General features: G+C 68.5%; 17 protein-coding genes. 14 read left to right on the plus strand and 3 right to left on the minus strand.

Annotated elements, in window-relative coordinates; translation table 11 throughout:
* Positions 1-15: 15 nt before the first annotated feature.
* Genes WT60_RS23630 through gltA form a run of 3 tightly spaced genes read left to right on the plus strand, consistent with a single transcriptional unit; the run spans position 16 to position 2,345 of the window.
* Positions 16-717, plus strand: coding sequence for a succinate dehydrogenase iron-sulfur subunit (locus WT60_RS23630; protein ID WP_038743513.1), 702 nt, complete (start codon positions 16-18; stop codon positions 715-717).
* 1 nt (position 718) lies between these two features.
* A complete protein-coding gene (locus tag WT60_RS23635; RefSeq protein ID WP_004528990.1) occupies positions 719-991 on the plus strand; it encodes a succinate dehydrogenase assembly factor 2 in 273 nt (90 codons plus the stop codon).
* A gap of 52 nt (positions 992-1,043) precedes the next feature.
* Complete coding sequence (gltA, locus tag WT60_RS23640; RefSeq protein ID WP_060355666.1) at positions 1,044-2,345, plus strand: citrate synthase; 1,302 nt, start codon at positions 1,044-1,046, stop codon at positions 2,343-2,345.
* Between the two features lie 82 nt (positions 2,346-2,427).
* On the opposite strand, the gene WT60_RS23645 is transcribed toward gltA, so the two are convergent.
* Positions 2,428-3,399 (minus strand): AraC family transcriptional regulator, encoded by a 972-nt coding sequence (locus WT60_RS23645; protein ID WP_038743519.1) that lies wholly within the window; start codon positions 3,397-3,399, stop codon positions 2,428-2,430.
* Positions 3,400-3,474: 75 nt separating this feature from the next.
* Here WT60_RS23645 and WT60_RS23650 point away from each other — a divergent pair, with 75 nt between their 5' ends.
* The 3 genes from WT60_RS23650 to WT60_RS23660 all read left to right on the plus strand — a co-directional run bounded on the left by WT60_RS23650 (position 3,475) and on the right by WT60_RS23660 (position 5,941).
* Positions 3,475-3,864 (plus strand): VOC family protein, encoded by a 390-nt coding sequence (locus tag WT60_RS23650; protein WP_059642285.1) that lies wholly within the window; start codon positions 3,475-3,477, stop codon positions 3,862-3,864.
* Between the two features lie 220 nt (positions 3,865-4,084).
* Positions 4,085-4,402, plus strand: coding sequence for a hypothetical protein (locus tag WT60_RS23655; RefSeq protein ID WP_226383157.1), 318 nt, complete (start codon positions 4,085-4,087; stop codon positions 4,400-4,402).
* 294 nt (positions 4,403-4,696) lie between these two features.
* Positions 4,697-5,941: a DUF1479 domain-containing protein gene (locus WT60_RS23660; RefSeq protein WP_060355667.1), complete on the plus strand. Its 1,245-nt coding sequence runs from the start codon at positions 4,697-4,699 to the stop codon at positions 5,939-5,941.
* Between the two features lie 121 nt (positions 5,942-6,062).
* On the opposite strand, the gene mdeB is transcribed toward WT60_RS23660, so the two are convergent.
* Entirely contained in the window at positions 6,063-8,786 is a 2,724-nt protein-coding gene (gene mdeB / locus WT60_RS23665; RefSeq protein WP_059576286.1) for an alpha-ketoglutarate dehydrogenase, read from the minus strand.
* A 161-nt stretch (positions 8,787-8,947) separates the two neighbouring features.
* Between mdeB and WT60_RS23670 the strand changes: the two genes are divergently transcribed.
* The 5 genes from WT60_RS23670 (at position 8,948) to leuB (ending at position 13,121) form a co-directional block, all read left to right on the plus strand.
* Positions 8,948-9,475, plus strand: coding sequence for an Lrp/AsnC family transcriptional regulator (locus WT60_RS23670; RefSeq protein WP_059642276.1), 528 nt, complete (start codon positions 8,948-8,950; stop codon positions 9,473-9,475).
* Positions 9,476-9,678: 203 nt separating this feature from the next.
* Positions 9,679-11,088, plus strand: a complete 1,410-nt coding sequence (leuC, locus tag WT60_RS23675; RefSeq protein ID WP_059576282.1) for a 3-isopropylmalate dehydratase large subunit — start codon at positions 9,679-9,681, stop codon at positions 11,086-11,088.
* Positions 11,089-11,090: 2 nt separating this feature from the next.
* Positions 11,091-11,234 (plus strand): entericidin A/B family lipoprotein, encoded by a 144-nt coding sequence (locus WT60_RS23680; protein WP_038743532.1) that lies wholly within the window; start codon positions 11,091-11,093, stop codon positions 11,232-11,234.
* Positions 11,235-11,311: 77 nt separating this feature from the next.
* The gene (gene leuD / locus WT60_RS23685; RefSeq protein ID WP_038743535.1) at positions 11,312-11,962 is read left to right on the plus strand and encodes a 3-isopropylmalate dehydratase small subunit; all 651 of its coding nucleotides are present in this window, start codon (positions 11,312-11,314) and stop codon (positions 11,960-11,962) included.
* A gap of 91 nt (positions 11,963-12,053) precedes the next feature.
* The gene (gene leuB, locus WT60_RS23690) at positions 12,054-13,121 is read left to right on the plus strand and encodes a 3-isopropylmalate dehydrogenase (RefSeq protein ID WP_060355668.1); all 1,068 of its coding nucleotides are present in this window, start codon (positions 12,054-12,056) and stop codon (positions 13,119-13,121) included.
* A gap of 171 nt (positions 13,122-13,292) precedes the next feature.
* Here leuB and WT60_RS23695 read toward each other — a convergent pair whose 3' ends face one another.
* Positions 13,293-13,463 carry a hypothetical protein gene (locus WT60_RS23695; protein WP_060355669.1) on the minus strand — a complete coding sequence of 57 codons (171 nt, stop codon included), beginning with the start codon at positions 13,461-13,463 and terminating at the stop codon, positions 13,293-13,295.
* Here WT60_RS23695 and asd point away from each other — a divergent pair.
* The 3 genes from asd (at position 13,462) to truA (ending at position 18,221) form a co-directional block, all read left to right on the plus strand.
* A complete protein-coding gene (asd, locus tag WT60_RS23700) occupies positions 13,462-14,583 on the plus strand; it encodes an aspartate-semialdehyde dehydrogenase (protein WP_038743541.1) in 1,122 nt (373 codons plus the stop codon). The genes WT60_RS23695 and asd overlap by 2 nt on opposite strands.
* Positions 14,584-14,718: 135 nt before the next feature.
* Entirely contained in the window at positions 14,719-17,409 is a 2,691-nt protein-coding gene (locus WT60_RS23705; RefSeq protein WP_060355670.1) for a FimV/HubP family polar landmark protein, read from the plus strand.
* On the plus strand, positions 17,409-18,221 hold the full coding sequence (gene truA / locus WT60_RS23710; RefSeq protein ID WP_060355671.1) for a tRNA pseudouridine(38-40) synthase TruA: 813 nt from the start codon (positions 17,409-17,411) through the stop codon (positions 18,219-18,221). The genes WT60_RS23705 and truA overlap by 1 nt, the downstream gene beginning before the upstream one ends.
* Position 18,222 lies beyond the last annotated feature (1 nt).

Consider the following 18,222-nt stretch of genomic DNA (forward strand, 5'->3'; position numbering starts at 1 on the left):
GCAAAGGAATCTGAAATGGCCAAACGCATTTTCGAAATCTACCGCTACGATCCGGACAAGGACGCCGCGCCGCGCATGCAGTCGTACGAGCTGGAGATCCAGCACGAGCGGATGCTGCTCGACGCGCTCGTCAAGCTGAAGTCGGTCGACGAGACGCTGTCGTTCCGCCGCTCGTGCCGCGAAGGCGTGTGCGGATCGGACGCAATGAACATCAACGGCAAGAACGGCCTCGCGTGCCTGACGAACCTGAACGACCTGCCGCAGAAGATCGTGCTGCGTCCGTTGCCGGGCCTGCCCGTCGTGCGCGACCTGATCTGCGACTTCACGCAGTTCTTCAACCAGTACCATTCGATCCGTCCGTACCTGATCAACGACGAGCCGCCGCCCGAGAAGGAGCGTCTGCAGTCGCCGGAAGAGCGCGACGAGCTCGACGGCCTGTACGAGTGCATTCTGTGCGCGAGCTGCTCGACGTCGTGCCCGAGCTTCTGGTGGAATCCGGACAAGTTCGTCGGCCCGGCGGGCCTCTTGCAGGCGTATCGCTTCATCGCGGACAGCCGCGATCGCGCGACGGGCGAGCGCCTCGACAACCTCGACGATCCGTACCGTCTGTTCCGCTGCCATACGATCATGAACTGCGTCGACGTGTGCCCGAAGGGCCTGAACCCGACGAAGGCGATCGGCAAGATCAAGGAATTGATGGTGCGCCGCGCGGTCTGACATGAGCGAATCGTCGCATCAATCCGACCCGCATCGCCGCGCGCGGCTTCGCTGGCGCGCGCGGCGCGGTCTGCTGGAGAACGATCTGATTTTCGAGCGTTTCTTTGCCAGACACGAGCACGACCTCAGCGACGCAGACGTGAGCGCACTGTCGCGCCTGCTGGATCTAAGCGACAACGACCTGATGGACTTGCTGCTCGCGCGCAAGGAACCAGAAGGCGACCTTGCCGGCCCGGACATGTCCAGGCTGCTGGAGATGCTGCGCAGCGTTTGAGAGCGTTGTGCCCGTTATCGAATCCGTTTCTATTTTCGATTGAGGATGTGTCATGACCCCGTCTGATGTTAAAGCCACGCTATCGTTCAGCGATAATTCGCCGAGCGTCGAACTGCCGATCTACAAGGGGACGATGGGCCCGGACGTGATCGATATCCGCAAGCTGTACGGCCAGACCGGCAAGTTCACGTATGACCCGGGCTTCATGTCGACGGCGTCGTGCAACTCGGCGATCACGTACATCGACGGCGACAAGGGCGAGCTGCTGTATCGCGGCTACCCGATCGACAATCTCGCCGAGAACGCGGACTTCCTCGAATCCTGCTATCTGCTGCTGAAGGGCGAGCTGCCGAACGAGGCGCAGAAGAAGGAGTTCGTCGCCACGGTCACGAAGCACACGATGGTGCACGAGCAGATGCAGTTCTTCTTCCGCGGCTTCCGCCGCGACGCGCACCCGATGGCGATCCTCGTCGCCGCGGTCGGCGCGCTGTCCGCGTTCTACCACGACTCGCTCGACATCAACGATCCGCGCCACCGTGAAGTGTCGGCGATCCGCATGATCGCGAAGCTGCCGACGCTCGTCGCGATGGCGTACAAGTACAGCATCGGCCAGCCGTTCGTGTATCCGCAGAACAATCTGTCGTACAGCGCGAACTTCATGCGCATGATGTTCGCGAACCCGTGCGAGGAATACCAGGTCAACGACGTGCTCGTGCGCGCGCTCGACCGCATCCTGATCCTGCACGCCGACCACGAGCAGAACGCGTCGACGTCGACGGTCCGTCTCGCGGGCTCGTCGGGCGCGAACCCGTTCGCGTGTATCGCGGCCGGCATCGCGTGTCTGTGGGGCCCGGCGCACGGCGGCGCGAACGAAGCCGCGCTCAACATGCTCGAGCAGATCGGCACGCCGGACAACATTCCCGAGTTCATCAAGCAGGTGAAGGACAAGAACTCGGGCGTGAAGCTGATGGGCTTCGGCCACCGCGTGTACAAGAACTACGATCCGCGCGCGAAGCTGATGCGCGAAACGTGCTACGAAGTGCTGAACGAGCTGGGCCTGCACGACGACCCGCTGTTCAAGCTCGCGATGCAGCTCGAGAAGATCGCGCTGGAAGACGAATACTTCGTGTCGCGCAAGCTGTACCCGAACGTCGACTTCTACTCGGGCATCGTCCAGCGCGCGCTGGGCATCCCGACTTCGATGTTCACCTGCATTTTCGCGATGGCGCGTACGGTGGGCTGGATCGCGCAGTGGAACGAGATGATCGCCGATCCCGAGCAGAAGATCGGCCGTCCGCGGCAGCTGTTCATCGGCGAAACGCCGCGTGCGGCGAAGCCGATCGGTCAGCGCTGATCGACGGCTTGCGCGGCGTGCGGCTAGCCCGCCGCGCACCACGCTGCATCGAACACCCCGACGGTTTGCCCGTCGGGGTGTTTTATTTTCGGCGACGCGTTTTGCCGCTAGACGAGCCGCGCTCGAGCGAAGGCGGGCGCACGTCGATGCTTGCGTCGCGCGCGGGCGCTTCGTCGGGCGTGCGGCCGGGCCCGGCGAGGAACTGCCGGTAGGCGCGCGGCGTCATCCGGCGCGCGGCGAGAAACTGGCGGTTGAAGTTCGCGAGATTCGCGTAGCCGGAGCGTGTCGCGACGAGCGACACGGGCCAGCCGGTCGACGCGAGCAACCGCGCCGCGTGCGCGAGCCGCAGCCGCTGCAGATAGCGGCCGATGCTTTCGCCGACGTGTTGCGCGAAGCGCCGCTGCAGCGAGCGCTCGGACAGGTGCGCGACCGCCGCGAGCTCGGCGACGCGCAGCGGCTCGTGAAAGCGGCGGTCGAGCAGATCGAGCACGCGGTCGAGCCGCTCGGCTTCGGGCGCGAGCGCCGCGTCGTCGGCGGCGCGGTAGGCGGCGGCGGTCGCGAGCGGCGTCGCCGGCGCGTCGGCGAGCAAAGCGAGCACGTCGAGCGCGGCCGCGAGCCGCACGCGCGGCGCGCGATCGACGAGCGCGGGCAGCCGCGCGCGCATCTCGGCCGTGGCGTCGGACCCGAACGCGAGCCCGGGCGCGGCCCGGCGCAGCAGCGTGCGCAGGCCGGCGAATTCGGGGCAGCAGGCGGCGACGCGCTGCGCCCAGTCGCCGTCGAACCACACGACGAGCGCGACGAGCGGCGCATCCGGGTCGATACGCTCGTCCGACGCCCACGTATGCGGCAGGTTCGGCGGCACGAGCACGAGGTCGTCGCCCGCGTAATCGGCGGCATGATCGCCGACGAAGCGTTTGCCGCGGCTGTTCAGCGTGAGCGTCAGCTCGTATTCGGGGTGGTGATGCCATTCGTACGGAATCTGCGCGAGCCGGCGCCGAAAGACGCGGACCGAGCAGCCGTCGGGGATCGCGACCCGTTCGTAGCGCGGCTTCACGCAGGCCTCCGTCCGCTCGCGCGGCGCGCGCGCGTGGCATCATCGCCGAATCTCGACGACACGAGAGGCACGCGAATGTTTTCACATGTCTGCATGGGCGTAACCGATATCGAACGCGCTTTCGCGTTCTATGAGCCGTTGATGGACGCGCTGCGGCTCGAGCTCAAGTTTCGCGATCCGCACGGCTGGACGGGTTGGAAGCCCGCCGATGCGCCGCGTCCGCTGTTCCTGATCGGCCGGCCGTTCGACGGCGCGCCGCCCGCGCCCGGCAACGGCCAGATGACCGCGTTCCTCGCGGCCGACCGCGCGACAGTGGACCGCGTGTACGCGCTCGCGCTGCAGGCGGGCGGCGCGAGCGAAGGCGCGCCCGGCTTGCGGCCTCATTACCATCCGAACTACTACGGCGCGTACTTTCGCGATCTCGACGGCAACAAGCTGTGCGTATGCTGCCACGAGCCGGAGTAAGTGTGCGCGCCGCCGAACGGTGGGGGGAACGCGAGCACGTGTTCGCAAGATCTTTCGACGGCCGCCGCGCGCGCGGCGACGGCGCTCGCATGCGCGGGAGAGCGGCCGTCGCTGCGCGCGGCAAAATGGCAAACGGCGCCGTGCGCACGCGTCTAGAATGGCGACATTACATTTTTCTTGCGGGGTACGGCATATGCGCGCAATGGGGCTTGTGGCGGCGTTGGCCTGTTCACTGTCGATCGAGGGCGCGGCCGCCGGCGTTGCCGAGGACAACGTGCTGAGGGCCGCGCGTGCGATGCCTGAGCGATCGGCGGCGGCCGACTGCCGGCAATGGGCGCAGCCCGTCCCCGTCCATGCGCAGGACGGCGCGTCGTCAGGCTGGGTGCGCGCGCTCGTCGCGATGGCCGCCTACAACGCCGCGGCGGCGTCGAGCACGCCCCGTTCGCGCGAGACGGCCCGATCGCTGTGCGACGAGCATCGCGCGGCGATGTTCTCGAGCGAACACTACATGTTCGCGCCGCCGACGATGGCGCGCTGATCGCGCGGCGCGATTTCTCCACGCGAGCGGCGGCGGACAAGCCGCCCGCGGTCCACCGGGTGCGTTCGTCGCGACGGCGCGAGTCGTGCCTTCGCGCACGCGTCGCCGCTTCCACGCCCGCGCCGAGCTGCGCGGCCGTCACGTGGGCCTTCGCAGGACGCCTGTCCGGGCGATTGGCGTCATCGTATCGATAGTCGGCGCGATTGCATCGCTTCGAGCGGATCGGGCGATCTACGCTGAATGGGCGCGTCAAAGCACGCCGCACCATCCAGAACCCGATCCAGGAGACATCCGATGCCGTTCCCTATCGACGACCTCCCGGCGGCGATCCGCACGACGAAAGCGGTGCTGCGCGCCGCGCTGCCGAACCGCGCTCGGGTGTTTCGCGAGCTCGAAGGCGAAATCGCGCGGCAGGCCGACGCGATCCTGACCGATCGCGCGCAAGGCCGTGACACGATCGCCGTGCTGCGCTTCGCCGACATTGCCGCCGGCCGCGTCGATCCGGCGTCGCTCGCCGCGTTGAGAACGCGCGGCGCGTGCGTGATTCGCGGCGTGTTCGACGAACGGCGGGCGAGCGACTGGAACGACGAGATCGCCGCGTACGTCGAGTCGAACCGGCTCGACGACAAGCTCGCGCATCGCGCCGAGGACCGCTATTTCGGCACGCTCGCGTCGAGCAAGCCGCAGATCTACGGCATCTACTGGTCGAAGCCGCAGATCGCCGCGCGCCAGTCGCCCGAGCTGACGCAGGCGCGCGTGTTCCTGAACCGTCTGTGGCGCGCGCAGAGCGAAGGGCGCGTGCATTTCGATCCGGCGCGCGTGCCGACCTACGCGGACCGCATCCGCCGGCGGCCGCCGGGCTCGTCGTCGCTCGGGCTGTCGCCGCACGTCGACGGCGGCTCCGTCGAGCGCTGGCTCGGGACGAATTTCCGGCGCGTCTATCGGCACGTGCTCGCGGGCGACTGGCGCGCGTACGATCCGTTCGACGCGGCGTTCCGGCCGGACGTCGAGGAGATTCCGTCGCCCGCCGTCTGCTCGATGTTCCGCACGTTTCAGGGCTGGACCGCGCTGACGCCGCAAGGGCCGGGCGACGGCACGCTGCAGTTGATCCCGATCGCGAACGCGATGGCCTACGTCGTGCTGCGCGCGCTGCAGGACGACGTGCCGGACGACGACCTGTGCGGCGCGCAGCCGGGCCGCGCGCTGTCGGTGCTGCCGGCGTGGCATGCGCCGCTGCTCGCCGCGCTCGTGCCGATTCCGCAGATGCAGCCGGGCGACGCGGTGTTCTGGCACGGCGACGTCGTGCACGCGGTCGAGGACGCGCATCGCGGGACGGGCTACAGCAACGTGATGTACATCGCGTCGGCGCCCGGCTGCGCGAAGAACGACGCGTATCTGAAGCGGCAGTTGCCGAGCTTCCTGCGCGGCGAGAGCCCGCCGGATTTTCCGGCCGATCACTTCGAGACCGATTTCGCCGGGCGTGCCCAGGCGGGCGATTTGACCGAGCTGGGGCGCGAGCAGATGGGGTTCGGCTCGTGAACCGCGGCGGCGGGGGGCCGCGCCGCCGATTCGTGCCGTCGCGCCGACGCGTCGCCGCCGCCGCGTCCGTCGTCCGTTTGTCGTCGAGATGCGCCGGCCCGCACGCGCCTCGCCGGCACCGTCACCGTTCCCACGGCGGCGTGCGCGACGCGTCCTGCTTGCCGTACCGCGCGATCGCATCGCGCACGACGGCGCGCGTCGCAATCCCGTCGTCGGCGAGCGCGTGCAGCGCGGCGATCACGATCGACGCGCGATCGACCTCGAAGAACGCGCGCAGCGCCTGGCGCGTGTCGCTGCGGCCGAAGCCGTCGGTGCCGAGCGTCACGTAGCGGCGCGGCACGTACGCGCGGATCAGCTCGGGCAGCGCGCGCGCATAGTCGGTCGCGGCGATCACGGGCCCTTGCGTCGCGGCGAGCGCCGACGTGACGTAGGGCGTCGCGGGTTCGTGCGCTTCGTCGGCGTCGAAGAGGCGCTGCGCGCGCTCGGCCGCGATGCCGTCGCGCTGCAGCTCGGTGAAGCTCGTCACGCTCCAGACGGCCGCGTCGATTTGCCAGTCGTCGCGCAACATGCGCGCGGCCGCCAGCACCTCGCCGAGGATCGCGCCCGAGCCGAGCAACTGCACGCGCGCGGCGGGCAGCGCCGCCGCGTCGAGCGGGTACATGCCCTTGAGAACGCCGTCGCGAACCGCGTCGGCGCGCGCCGCGGGCAGCGACGGCTGCGCATAGTTCTCGTTCGTGACGGTCAGGTAGTAGAACGTGTCGCGCTGCCGCTCGACCATCTCGCGCATCCCTTCGTCGACGATCACCGCGACTTCGTACGCGAACGCCGGGTCCCACGCGCGGCAGTTCGGCACCGTCGACGCGGCGAGATGGCTCGTGCCGTCCTGGTGCTGGAGCCCTTCGCCGCCGAGCGTCGTCTTGCCGGACGTCGCGCCGATCAGGAAGCCGCGCGCGCGCTGGTCGGCGGCGGCCCAGATCAGGTCGCCGATCCGCTGGAAGCCGAACATCGAGTAATAGATGTAGAACGGCAGCATCGGCAGGTCGTGCACGCTGTACGACGTCGCGGCGGCGATCCACGACGACATCGCGCCCGCCTCCGAAATCCCTTCCTCGAGGATCTGTCCGCGCGTGTCCTCGCGGTAGTAGAGCATCGAGCCGAGGTCTTCCGGCTCGTAGCGCTGGCCGAGCGGCGAGTAGATGCCGACCTGCCGGAACAGGTTCGCCATCCCGAACGTTCGCGCCTCGTCGGCCACGACGGGCACGATGCGAGGCCCGAGCGCCGCGTCCTTCAGCAGGCCGCCCAGCATCCGCACGATCGCCATCGTCGTCGACATCTCGCGGCCGTCGGCGTCGAGCGCGAATTGCCCCCAGGAAGGCAACGACGGCACGGTCATGGCCGTCGCCGCCGCCGCCCGCCTTCTGGGCAGGCAGCCTCCCAGGGCAGCCCGGCGCGCATGCAGATATCGCATCTCCGGGCTGTCTTGCGCGGGCTTGTAGAACCGGAGCTGCTCGACGTCGTCGTCGGACAGCGGCAGCCGGAAACGGTCGCGGAACGCGAGCAGGTGCTCGACGTCGAGCTTCTTCTGCTGATGAGTGGTCATCCGGCCCTGGCCGATCGCGCCCATGCCGAAGCCCTTCATCGTCTTCGCGAGGATCACGGTCGGCCTGCCCTCGTGCCGCAGCGCGCTGTCGTATGCGGCGTACAGCTTGCGCGCGTCGTGGCCGCCGCGGCGCAGCCGGTCGATGTCCTCGTCGCGCAGATGCGCGACGAGCGAAGCAAGCGCGTCGTCCTGGCCGAAGAAGCGTGCGCGGTTGTATGCGCCGTCGTTCGCGGAGAAGGTCTGGAACTGGCCGTCGACGGTCTGCGCGAACGCGCGCGCGAGCGCGCCCGTCGCGTCGCGCGCGAAGAGCGCGTCCCAGTCCGAGCCCCACAGCACCTTGATCACGTTCCATCCGGCGCCCGCGAACTGCGATTCGAGCTCGTCGACGATACGGCCGTTGCCGCGCACCGGGCCGTCGAGCCGCTGCAGGTTGCAGTTGATCACGAACACGAGATTGTCGAGCCCCTCGCGCGCGGCGAGCGACAGCGCGCCGATCGATTCGGGCTCGTCCATCTCGCCGTCGCCGAAGAAGCCCCACACCTTGCGGCCGTCGGTGCGCAGGAGGCCGCGGTTTTGCAGATAGCGCATGAAGCGCGCCTGATAGATCGCGTTGATCGGGCCGATGCCCATCGAGCCCGTCGGGAACTGCCAGAAGTCGGGCATCAGCCACGGATGCGGATACGAGCACAGGCCCGGCCCGGAGATCTCGCGCCGGTAGTGCTCGAGCTGCGACTCGCTCAGGAAGCCTTCGAGGAACGCGCGCGCATAGACGCCCGGCGACGAATGCGGCTGGAAGTAGACGAGATCGCCGCCCGACGCGCCGCCCGCGGCGCGAAAGAAGTGGTTGAAACCGACCTCGAACAGATCGGCCGCCGACGCGTAGCTCGCGATGTGCCCGCCGAGTTCGCCGTATGCGCGGTTCGCGCGGACCACCATCGCGAGCGCGTTCCAGCGCAGCACCGCCGCGAGGCGCGCTTCGAGCTCCAGGTCGCCCGGATACGGCGGCTGCGCGTCGAGCGGGATCGTGTTCACGTACGGCGTCGCGTTCGCGTGCGGCGCGGCGAGCCGGCGGCGCGCCGCGTGCTCGGCGAGCTGCGCGAGCAGGAACTGCGCGCGCTCGGCGCCCGCATGCTCGACGACGCCGTCGAGCGCGTCGAGCCATTCGGCGGTTTCCTGCGGATCGGTGTCGTCGTGGCGGCGCGCGGCCGTGCTGACCGGGCGAATACCGTTCGATAAGTCGTTCATGCGGGGCTCCGGGCGGGGCGGAAACTGGGAAGCGACAACGGCAGCAACAGCCGTCAAGGTTATCCACCGCGCCGCAGAATGTGCATCTCTTTTGGCTCGAATTTTGGTTTCGTGTAACGTGGTAATTCCTGAAAAATCGTCGTTTTCAGAAAATTTGCACTATGAGCGCTCCTTCCCGCCGGCTGGACCGGATCGACATCGGCATCCTCAACCAACTGCAGCAGAACGCGCGGATCACGAACGCCGAGCTCGCGCGCGCGGTGAATCTGTCGCCGACGCCGTGCTTCAACCGCGTCCGCGCGCTCGAGAAGCTCGGCCTCATCAAGCAACAGGTGACGCTGCTGAATCCGGAGCCGCTCGGGCTGCGGATCAACGTGTTCATCCAGGTGAGCCTCGAAAAGCAGGTCGAGGACGCGCTGCGCCGCTTCGAAGAAGCGATCGACAAGCGGCCCGAGGTGATGGAGTGCTATCTGATGTCGGGCGACGCCGATTACCTGCTGCGCGTCGTCGTGCCGAGCATGAAGAGCCTCGAGCGGTTCATCCTCGATCAGTTGACGACGATCCCCGGCGTGTCGAACATCCGGTCGAGCTTCGCGCTCAAGCAAGTCCGCTACCGGACCGCGCTGCCGCTGCCCGCGGGCGGGCTCACGCTCGCGGGCGGCGACGACGAATCGAACGAATGGGTGTGAGCGACGCCGCTCGCGCGTGCGTCTGCGGCGCTGCGCGCGCATCCGAATATTGCCGGGTAATCCTGATACCCGTATCGGCTGTACCACTCAACTCACTGTTTTTTATAGGTTTTTTCGTTTGCCTGGTATAAAAATGCGCGCGTCGCGTGGCATAATCGAGCGCATCGAACGCTTGTTCGCCGTTATAACGACCCCGCATACCCATGGCACAGACTCTCTACGACAAATTGTGGAATTCGCACGTCGTCCACACCGAAGAGGACGGCACCGCATTGCTCTACATCGATCGCCAGTTGCTGCACGAAGTCACGAGCCCGCAGGCGTTCGAGGGGCTGAAGCTCGCGCAGCGCCCGGTGTGGCGAATCAGCGCGAATCTCGCGGTGTCCGATCACAACGTGCCGACGACGGACCGCAGCCACGGCATCGCCGATCCGGTGTCGAAGCTGCAGGTCGACACGCTCGACGCGAACTGCGACGCGTTCGGCATCACCCAGTTCAAGATGAACGACGTGCGCCAGGGCATCGTGCACATCATCGGCCCGGAGCAGGGCGCGACGCTGCCGGGCATGACGATCGTGTGCGGCGATTCGCACACGTCGACGCACGGCGCGTTCGGCGCGCTCGCGCACGGCATCGGCACGTCGGAAGTCGAGCATGTGCTCGCGACGCAGACGCTGCTGCAGAAAAAGAGCAAGAACATGCTCGTGAAGGTCGAGGGCCAGTTGCCGCGCGGCTGCACCGCGAAGGACATCGTGCTCGCGATCATCGGCAGGATCGGCACCGCGGGCGGCACCGGCTACGCGATCGAATTCGGCGGCTCGACGATCCGCGCGCTGTCGATGGAAGGCCGGATGACGGTCTGCAACATGGCGATCGAAGCGGGCGCGCGCGCCGGCATGGTCGCCGTCGACGACACGACGGTCGAGTACCTGAAGGGCCGCCCGTTCGTGCCGACGGGCGCGGAATGGGATCAAGCCGTCGAGTACTGGCGCCAATTCACGTCCGACGAAGGCGCGCAGTTCGACCGCGTCGTCGAGCTGAACGCGGCCGAGATCGTGCCGCAGGTCACGTGGGGCACGTCGCCGGAGATGGTCACGTCGATCGACGGCCGCGTGCCCGATCCCGAGCGTGAAAAGGACCCGGTCAAGCGCGACGCGATGGAGCGCGCGCTCGCGTACATGGCGCTCACGCCGGACACGCCGATCGAGGCGATCAAGGTCGACAAGATCTTCATCGGCTCGTGCACGAACGCGCGCATCGAGGACATCCGCGCGGCCGCGTACGTGGTGAAGAAGCTGAATCGCCGCGTCGCGTCGAACGTGCGGCTCGCGATGGTCGTGCCGGGCTCGGGCCTCGTGAAGGCGCAGGCCGAGCGCGAAGGGCTCGACAAGGTGTTCACGGAAGCCGGCTTCGAATGGCGCGAGCCGGGCTGCTCGATGTGCCTCGCGATGAACGCCGACCGGCTCGAGCCGGGCGAGCGCTGCGCGTCGACGTCGAACCGCAACTTCGAAGGCCGGCAGGGCCAGGGCGGCCGCACGCACCTCGTCAGCCCGGCGATGGCGGCGGCGGCGGCGATCGAAGGCCACTTCGTCGACATTCGCAAGCTGGGGTGAGCATGAAGGCTTCGATCTTCCGGCGCGTCGCCGCCTTGCTCGCGCTGACGGGCTTCGTGCTCGGCCTTGCCGGCTGCAACACGGTCGCGGGCATGGGCGAGGACATCAACGCCGCCGGCCGCGCGATCAAGCGCGCGGCGGACTGACGGCGCGCGCGAGCGCGCCGACTCGGGATTCGATTTCGCCGGCCCGCGCGGCCGGCCTCCAATCTGGTTGACGGATCATGGAAAAATTCAATGTGCATACCGGCGTCGTGGCGCCGCTCGATCGCGAGAACGTTGACACCGACGCGATCATTCCGAAGCAGTTCCTGAAGTCGATCAAGCGCACGGGCTTCGGCCCGAACGCGTTCGACGAGTGGCGCTATCTCGATCACGGCGAGCCCGGCCAGGACAACTCGAAGCGGCCGCTCAATCCGGATTTCGTGCTGAACCAGCCGCGCTACCAGGGCGCGTCGATCCTGCTCGCGCGCAAGAACTTCGGCTGCGGCAGCTCGCGCGAGCACGCGCCGTGGGCGCTGCAGCAGTACGGCTTTCGCGCGATCGTCGCGCCGAGCTTCGCCGACATCTTCTTCAACAACTGCTACAAGAACGGCCTGCTGCCGATCGTGCTGAGCGAGCAGCAGGTCGACCATCTGTTCAACGAGACGTACGCGTTCAACGGCTATCAGCTGACGATCGATCTGCAGGCGCAGGTCGTGCGCGCGCCGGACGGCCGCGAGTATCCGTTCGAGATCACCGCGTTCCGCAAGTACTGCCTCGTGAACGGCTTCGACGACATCGGGCTCACGCTTCGCCACGCGGACAAGATCCGCCAGTTCGAAGCCGAGCGGCTCGCGAAGCAGCCGTGGCTCAACAACCGGCTGATCGGCTGACGTTTTTCGTTTCTCGCGCGAGCGCGCGGCCGGGCACGGCGGCGCGCCCGCTTCGCCCGAAACCAATCCTCCATCTAGTCAGGAATTTCGCATGAAGATTGCAGTGCTGCCCGGCGACGGCATCGGTCCGGAAATCGTCAACGAAGCGGTGAAGGTGCTGAACGCGCTCGACGAGAAATTCGAGCTCGAAACCGCGCCCGTCGGCGGCGCCGGCTACGAGGCGAGCGGCCATCCGCTGCCGGACGCGACGCTGAAGCTCGCGAAGGAAGCGGACGCGATCCTGTTCGGCGCGGTCGGCGACTGGAAATACGACTCGCTCGAGCGCGCGCTGCGCCCCGAGCAGGCGATCCTCGGCCTGCGCAAGCATCTCGAGCTGTTCGCGAACTTCCGCCCGGCGATCTGCTATCCGCAGCTCGTCGACGCATCGCCGCTCAAGCCCGAGCTGGTCGCGGGCCTCGACATCCTGATCGTGCGCGAGCTGAACGGCGACATCTACTTCGGCCAGCCGCGCGGCGTGCGCGCGGCGCCGGACGGCCCGTTCGCCGGCGCGCGCGAGGGCTTCGACACGATGCGCTATTCGGAGCCGGAAGTGCGCCGCATCGCGCACGTCGCGTTCCAGGCTGCGCGCAAGCGGCAGAAGAAGCTGCTGTCGGTCGACAAGTCGAACGTGCTGGAGACGTCGCAGTTCTGGCGCGACGTGATGATCGACGTATCGAAGGAATACGCGGACGTCGAGCTGTCGCACATGTACGTCGACAACGCGGCGATGCAGCTCGCGAAGGCGCCGAAGCAGTTCGACGTGATCGTGACGGGCAACATGTTCGGCGACATCCTGTCGGACGAGGCGTCGATGCTGACGGGCTCGATCGGCATGCTGCCGTCGGCGTCGCTCGACAAGAACAACAAGGGCTTGTACGAGCCGTCGCACGGCTCCGCGCCGGATATCGCGGGCAAGGGCGTCGCGAACCCGCTCGCGACGATCCTGTCGGCCGCGATGCTGCTGCGCTATTCGCTGAACCGCGCCGAGCAGGCGGACCGGATCGAGCGTGCGGTCAGGAAGGTGCTCGAGGCGGGTTACCGGACGGGCGACATCGCGACGCCGGGCTGCAACAAGGTCGGCACGGCGACGATGGGCGACGCGGTCGTCGCGGCGCTGTAAGCGCCGCGAGCGCGCCGCGCGTTCGACGCGGCGCGTCGTCGCAACAAGGACGGGCGGCTCCGAAAACGGGGTCCGTCCGGTTTTAGCGGCCGTTGTGCGGCCACCGAGGTTTGTGTAGACTCGAACGATGGCGACTTCCCTGATCTCCCCGGTCTCGAAACTCCACGGCAATCAAGCCCGTGCGGGTGCGCGCGCCATCGTCATCGGCAAAATCATCATCACGAAAACGATCACGAAAACGATCACGAAAATCTGATCGTCGTCCGTCGTGCCCGCCTGTTTCCCCGCGCGGTCGCGCCGGGGGCGGAAAAGGCGGGGAAGCTCCAGCAAAGGGTTAGTCATGAACGTAGGTCTCGTAGGTTGGCGCGGCATGGTCGGCAGCGTGCTGATGCAGCGCATGCAGGAAGAAGGCGATTTCGATCTGATCGAGCCGGTGTTTTTCAGCACCAGCAACGCGGGCGGCAAGGCGCCGTCGTTCGCGAAAAACGAGACCACGCTCAAGGATGCGACGAGCATCGACGACCTGAAGAAGTGCGACGTCGTCATCACGTGCCAGGGCGGCGACTACACGAACGACGTGTTCCCGAAGCTGCGCGCGGCCGGCTGGAACGGCTACTGGATCGACGCGGCGTCGTCGCTGCGGATGAAGGACGACGCGGTGATCATCCTCGATCCGGTGAACCTGAACGTGATCAAGGACGCGCTCGTCAACGGCACGAAGAACTTCATCGGCGGCAACTGCACGGTCAGCCTGATGCTGATGGCGCTGGGCGGCCTGTTCCGCGAGAACCTCGTCGACTGGATGACGGCGATGACGTACCAGGCCGCGTCGGGCGCGGGCGCGCAGAACATGCGCGAGCTGCTCGCGCAGATGGGCACGCTGAACGGCGCGGTTGCGGCGCAGCTCGCCGATCCGGCGTCGGCGATCCTCGACATCGATCGCCGCGTGCTCGCCGCGATGACGAGCGACGCGATGCCGACGAGCCAGTTCGGCGTGCCGCTCGCGGGCTCGCTGATTCCGTGGATCGACAAGGATCTCGGCAACGGGATGTCGAAGGAAGAATGGAAGGGCGGCGCGGAAACGAACAAGATCCTCGGCAAGCCGGCGATGGGCGAGCCGGGCTCGATTCCGGTCGACGGCCTGTGCGTGCGGATCGGCGCGATGCGCTGCCACTCGCAGGCGCTCACGATCAAGCTGAACAAGGACGTGCCGCTCGACGAGATCAACGGCATCCTCGCGTCGGCGAACGACTGGGTGAAGGTCGTGCCGAACGAGCGCGAAGCGTCGATGCGCGATCTGTCGCCGGCGAAGGTGACGGGCACGCTGTCGGTGCCGGTCGGCCGCCTGCGCAAGCTCGCGATGGGTGGCGAATACCTGTCGGCATTTACCGTCGGCGATCAATTGTTGTGGGGTGCGGCCGAGCCGCTGCGCCGGATGCTGCGCATTCTGCTCGACAAGTAAAGTAAACTACGCGATTACGACGCGTACACAACCCGAAAGCGTCGCGTTTCACGCGACGCTTTTTTTATTTGCGGTCCGATTTTGTCTTATTCCAAACGCGAACCCAGGCCGCGTAACGCCGCGGCGACCAAGCCGATGACGCTTCGATTCCTTTCTTCGACGACGATCTCCGATGGCCTGCCGAGCGCGCGACGCGCCGTCGCGGTCGCCATCCTCGCGCTCGCCGGCGCGACGGCTGCGCACGCGGCGCCCGATGCGGCGAGCGCCGCCGCGGGCGACCAGGCCGCGCCGCTCACGATCACCGTGCGACCCGGACAGTCGCTCAACGACATTGCTGTCGCCGTCACGCAGTCGCACGATCCCGCCGTGCTGGCCCGCGCGGGCCGCGCGCTCTTCGACGCGAATCCGCAGGCGTTCATGAAGCGCGATCCGAGCCGCTTGAAGATCGGCGCGCAATTGACGGTGCCCGCGCTCGACGCGACGGGCGCGGCGGCCGGCGTGGCCGACCCAGCCGGCGCGGCGGCGGGCGGCGCGCTCGCGTCGGCGGCGCTCGCGGCGTCGCATGCGGCCGCGTCGGCTGGGTCGGCCGGGTCGGCCGCAGCGGCCTCGCATCCGGTGGCGACGTCGGCGGCGTCGCACGTCGCCGCGGCAAGCGGCGCAACGTCATTGGCGGCGTTGGCGGCTTCCGGCGCAGCCGGTTCCGCGTCGACCGTGAACGGCGAGTCGGCGCCCGGCGCGGCGTCGGCGCATGCTTCGTCCGCGGCCGCTCAGGCGGCGGCGCCCGCCGCTTCGTCCGGTGTCGCCAGCGCGCACGTCTGGAGCGGCTCGATCCAGCAAGCGCCGGCGGGGGCGAACGGCGCGTCGGCGGCGGGCGCGGAGGCGCTGCTCGCTCCCGGCGCCGCAAATCAGATGCCTTCGGGCTCGGCAACGCAGGCCGCGACGGGCGCATCGCAAGCGCGGCCGTCGAGCCTGCAGCAATTGCTCGCGTTGAAGAATCGCGTCCTGATGGAGTTGCAGAAGCACGGGATCGGCAAGCCCGCCGCGAACCTTGCTCCGCCGCCGGCGCCCGCCGCCGGAAGCGCGCAGAAATCGCAGGCTGGTGCCGAGGCTGGGGCGGCGACGTCCGCGGTGGCCGGCTCCGAAACCGCAGGCTCCGAAACGGCGGGCTCAGAGGCCGCGGTCGGATCTGCCGCCGGACCGGCGACGAACGCCGCTTCCGCGCCGGCCGTGACGTCGCCCGCGAGCGTATCGCCGCGCGCGACGGCGCCGCAGGCGCCGTTCAACATGGGCGCCGCGATCGCGGTGGGCGCGGCCGTCGTCGCGCTGATCGCGGGCTTCGCGCTGCGCCGGCGCAAGAAGGGGCCGTCCGCTGACGCGATCGAGCCGGGCGCGTTCACGCCGGCCCCGGCGCTCGATCCGGATGCGGTCGCGGCCATTGCCGGCGCGCCGGCCGAACCCGAAGCGGCGGAAAAGACGCACGAAGCGGGCGAACAGGGCGCGAACGCGGCTGCTCGGCACGCATTGCCGATCGTGCCGCCCGTCGAAACCGACAAGGCGTCGGCGAAGGGCGAATCGATGTTGTCGTCGGCGGCCGGCCCGGACCTCGAGCCGGCTCGCGAGCCGCATGCGCGAGCAGCCGAGCCGTTGACGCTGAAGATGCCGCAGGCGGACGAGCCCGGCAGCGCGCCGTTCGCGGCCAAATCGGCGGCCGAATCGGCGGCCGAGGCGGGCGTCCCGCCGACCGGCGCGAAGCCGGCGCCGTACGCATGGCGACAGGCGTTCCCGCGCGACGCGATCGCCGCGCTCGACAGCCTCGATATGCCGCTGCCGCCGCGCGAGTCGGCGCCTGACGACATCGGCCAAGAAGTGCAATCGCAACCTGTCGAACCGGCGGGTTCGAATGCTTCCCAGGATGCAACTAACGGTCAAGCCGACGCGCATCGGCCGATTGGCGCGGAAGCGCCGCGTGAAGCGGGAGCGCTTGGCGAAGCAAAGCCGGTGGCGGATCGGAATGAGGGCGAACCGTTCGACGATGAAATGCATGCGGCCCGCCCATGGGTTGCCGAGCCGCTGCATGCCACGCCGCCGGGCGGAATCGAGCCTGGCGAAGCGGTAGCGCGGGCGGCTGAATCGTCGGCGATCGAACCACTGGGCGAAGCCGCGCGGGGGCAGGATGCGCGATCGACCGAGCCGCGATCGTTCGCGACGGAAGCGGGCTCGACGCATTCCGCCGGTCAGCAGGCGGCTCGCGCCGAAGCGACGGAGCCGCAAGCGCCGACGCCGATCGGAGCGGCGCCGGATGTGCACGAGCGGGCGCACGAGCAGGCGCACGCGCAGCGGCAGGCCGGCGCCGTGCCGCAGCAAGCCGCCGTGCCGCACGAGGCCGCCGTGCCGGGCATCGAACTGCCGAACGCGCCGTTGACCGCACATGTCGAGCCGCCGCCGGCGGCTGCGCAGCCCGGCGCAGCGTTCGCTGCACCCGCGCCGGTGCCGGCGTCGTCGAGCAGCGAACCGGCCCGCGAGCCGGCCGCGCCATCGCAGTCCCCGTCCCCGAACTTGCCGCCGCTCGGCGTCGCGCAATTCGGCGCGCTGAACCTCGACTTCGATCTGGAACTGCCGGCTGGCCCGAGCGCGTCGCTGCCGGCATTCACGCCCGAGGCGCTCGCGAAGATCGCGCGCAACAAGCTCGAGCTCGCGTCCGAATACGTCGAGCTCGGCGATCTCGCCGGCGCGCGCACGCTGTTGCACGAGGTGATCGAAGCCGGTCACGCCGACACGCGCGACGAAGCGCGCGTGATGCTCGCCAAGCTCGCCGATCTGTCGTGATGAGAATCGCACTCGGCATTCAATACGACGGCGCGGCGTTCTGCGGCTGGCAGTCGCAGCCGCACGGCAAGACTGTCCAGGACGTGCTCGAGCGGGCGCTCGCCGAATTCGCGCAGACCTCGCTGCACACGACGGTCGCGGGCCGCACCGATACCGGCGTGCACGGCCTCGGCCAGGTCGTCCATTTCGACACGGAGCTCGATCGCGCGGATTTCTCGTGGGTGCGCGGCACGAACGCGTTCCTGCCGCCGACGGTCGCCGTGCAATGGGCGAAGCCGATGCCGGACACGTTCCACGCGCGCTTCGCCGCGTTCGAGCGCACCTATTACTATGCGCTGTACGTGCATCCGGTGCGCTCGCCGATGCTCGCCGCACGCGCGGGCTGGGTCCACACGCCGCTCGACGTCGATGCGATGCGCGAAGCCGCCGAGCACCTCGTCGGCGAGCACGATTTCTCGGCGTTCCGTTCGTCGGAGTGCCAGGCGAAGTCGCCCGTCAAGCATCTGTACCAGATCGGCATCCGCCCCGACGGCGATTTCATCCATTTCCGCTTCCGCGCGAACGCGTTCCTGCACCACATGGTGCGCAACCTGATGGGCTGCCTCGTCGCGGTGGGGCGCGGCCGCTATCCGGCGTCGTGGCTCGCGCAAGTGCTCGAAAGCCGGGACCGCGACTGCGCGGCGCCGACCTTCATGCCCGAAGGGCTCTATCTCGCGCACGTCGGCTATCCGGCCGAATTCGCGGTGCCGCCCGCGCAGCTCGGCAGCGTGCCGTGGAGCAGCGTGTGGGCCGATCTGGACGGACGACCATGAT

Source organism: Burkholderia sp. MSMB617WGS (assembly GCF_001532025.2).
Classification (GTDB): Bacteria; Pseudomonadota; Gammaproteobacteria; order Burkholderiales; family Burkholderiaceae; genus Burkholderia; species Burkholderia savannae.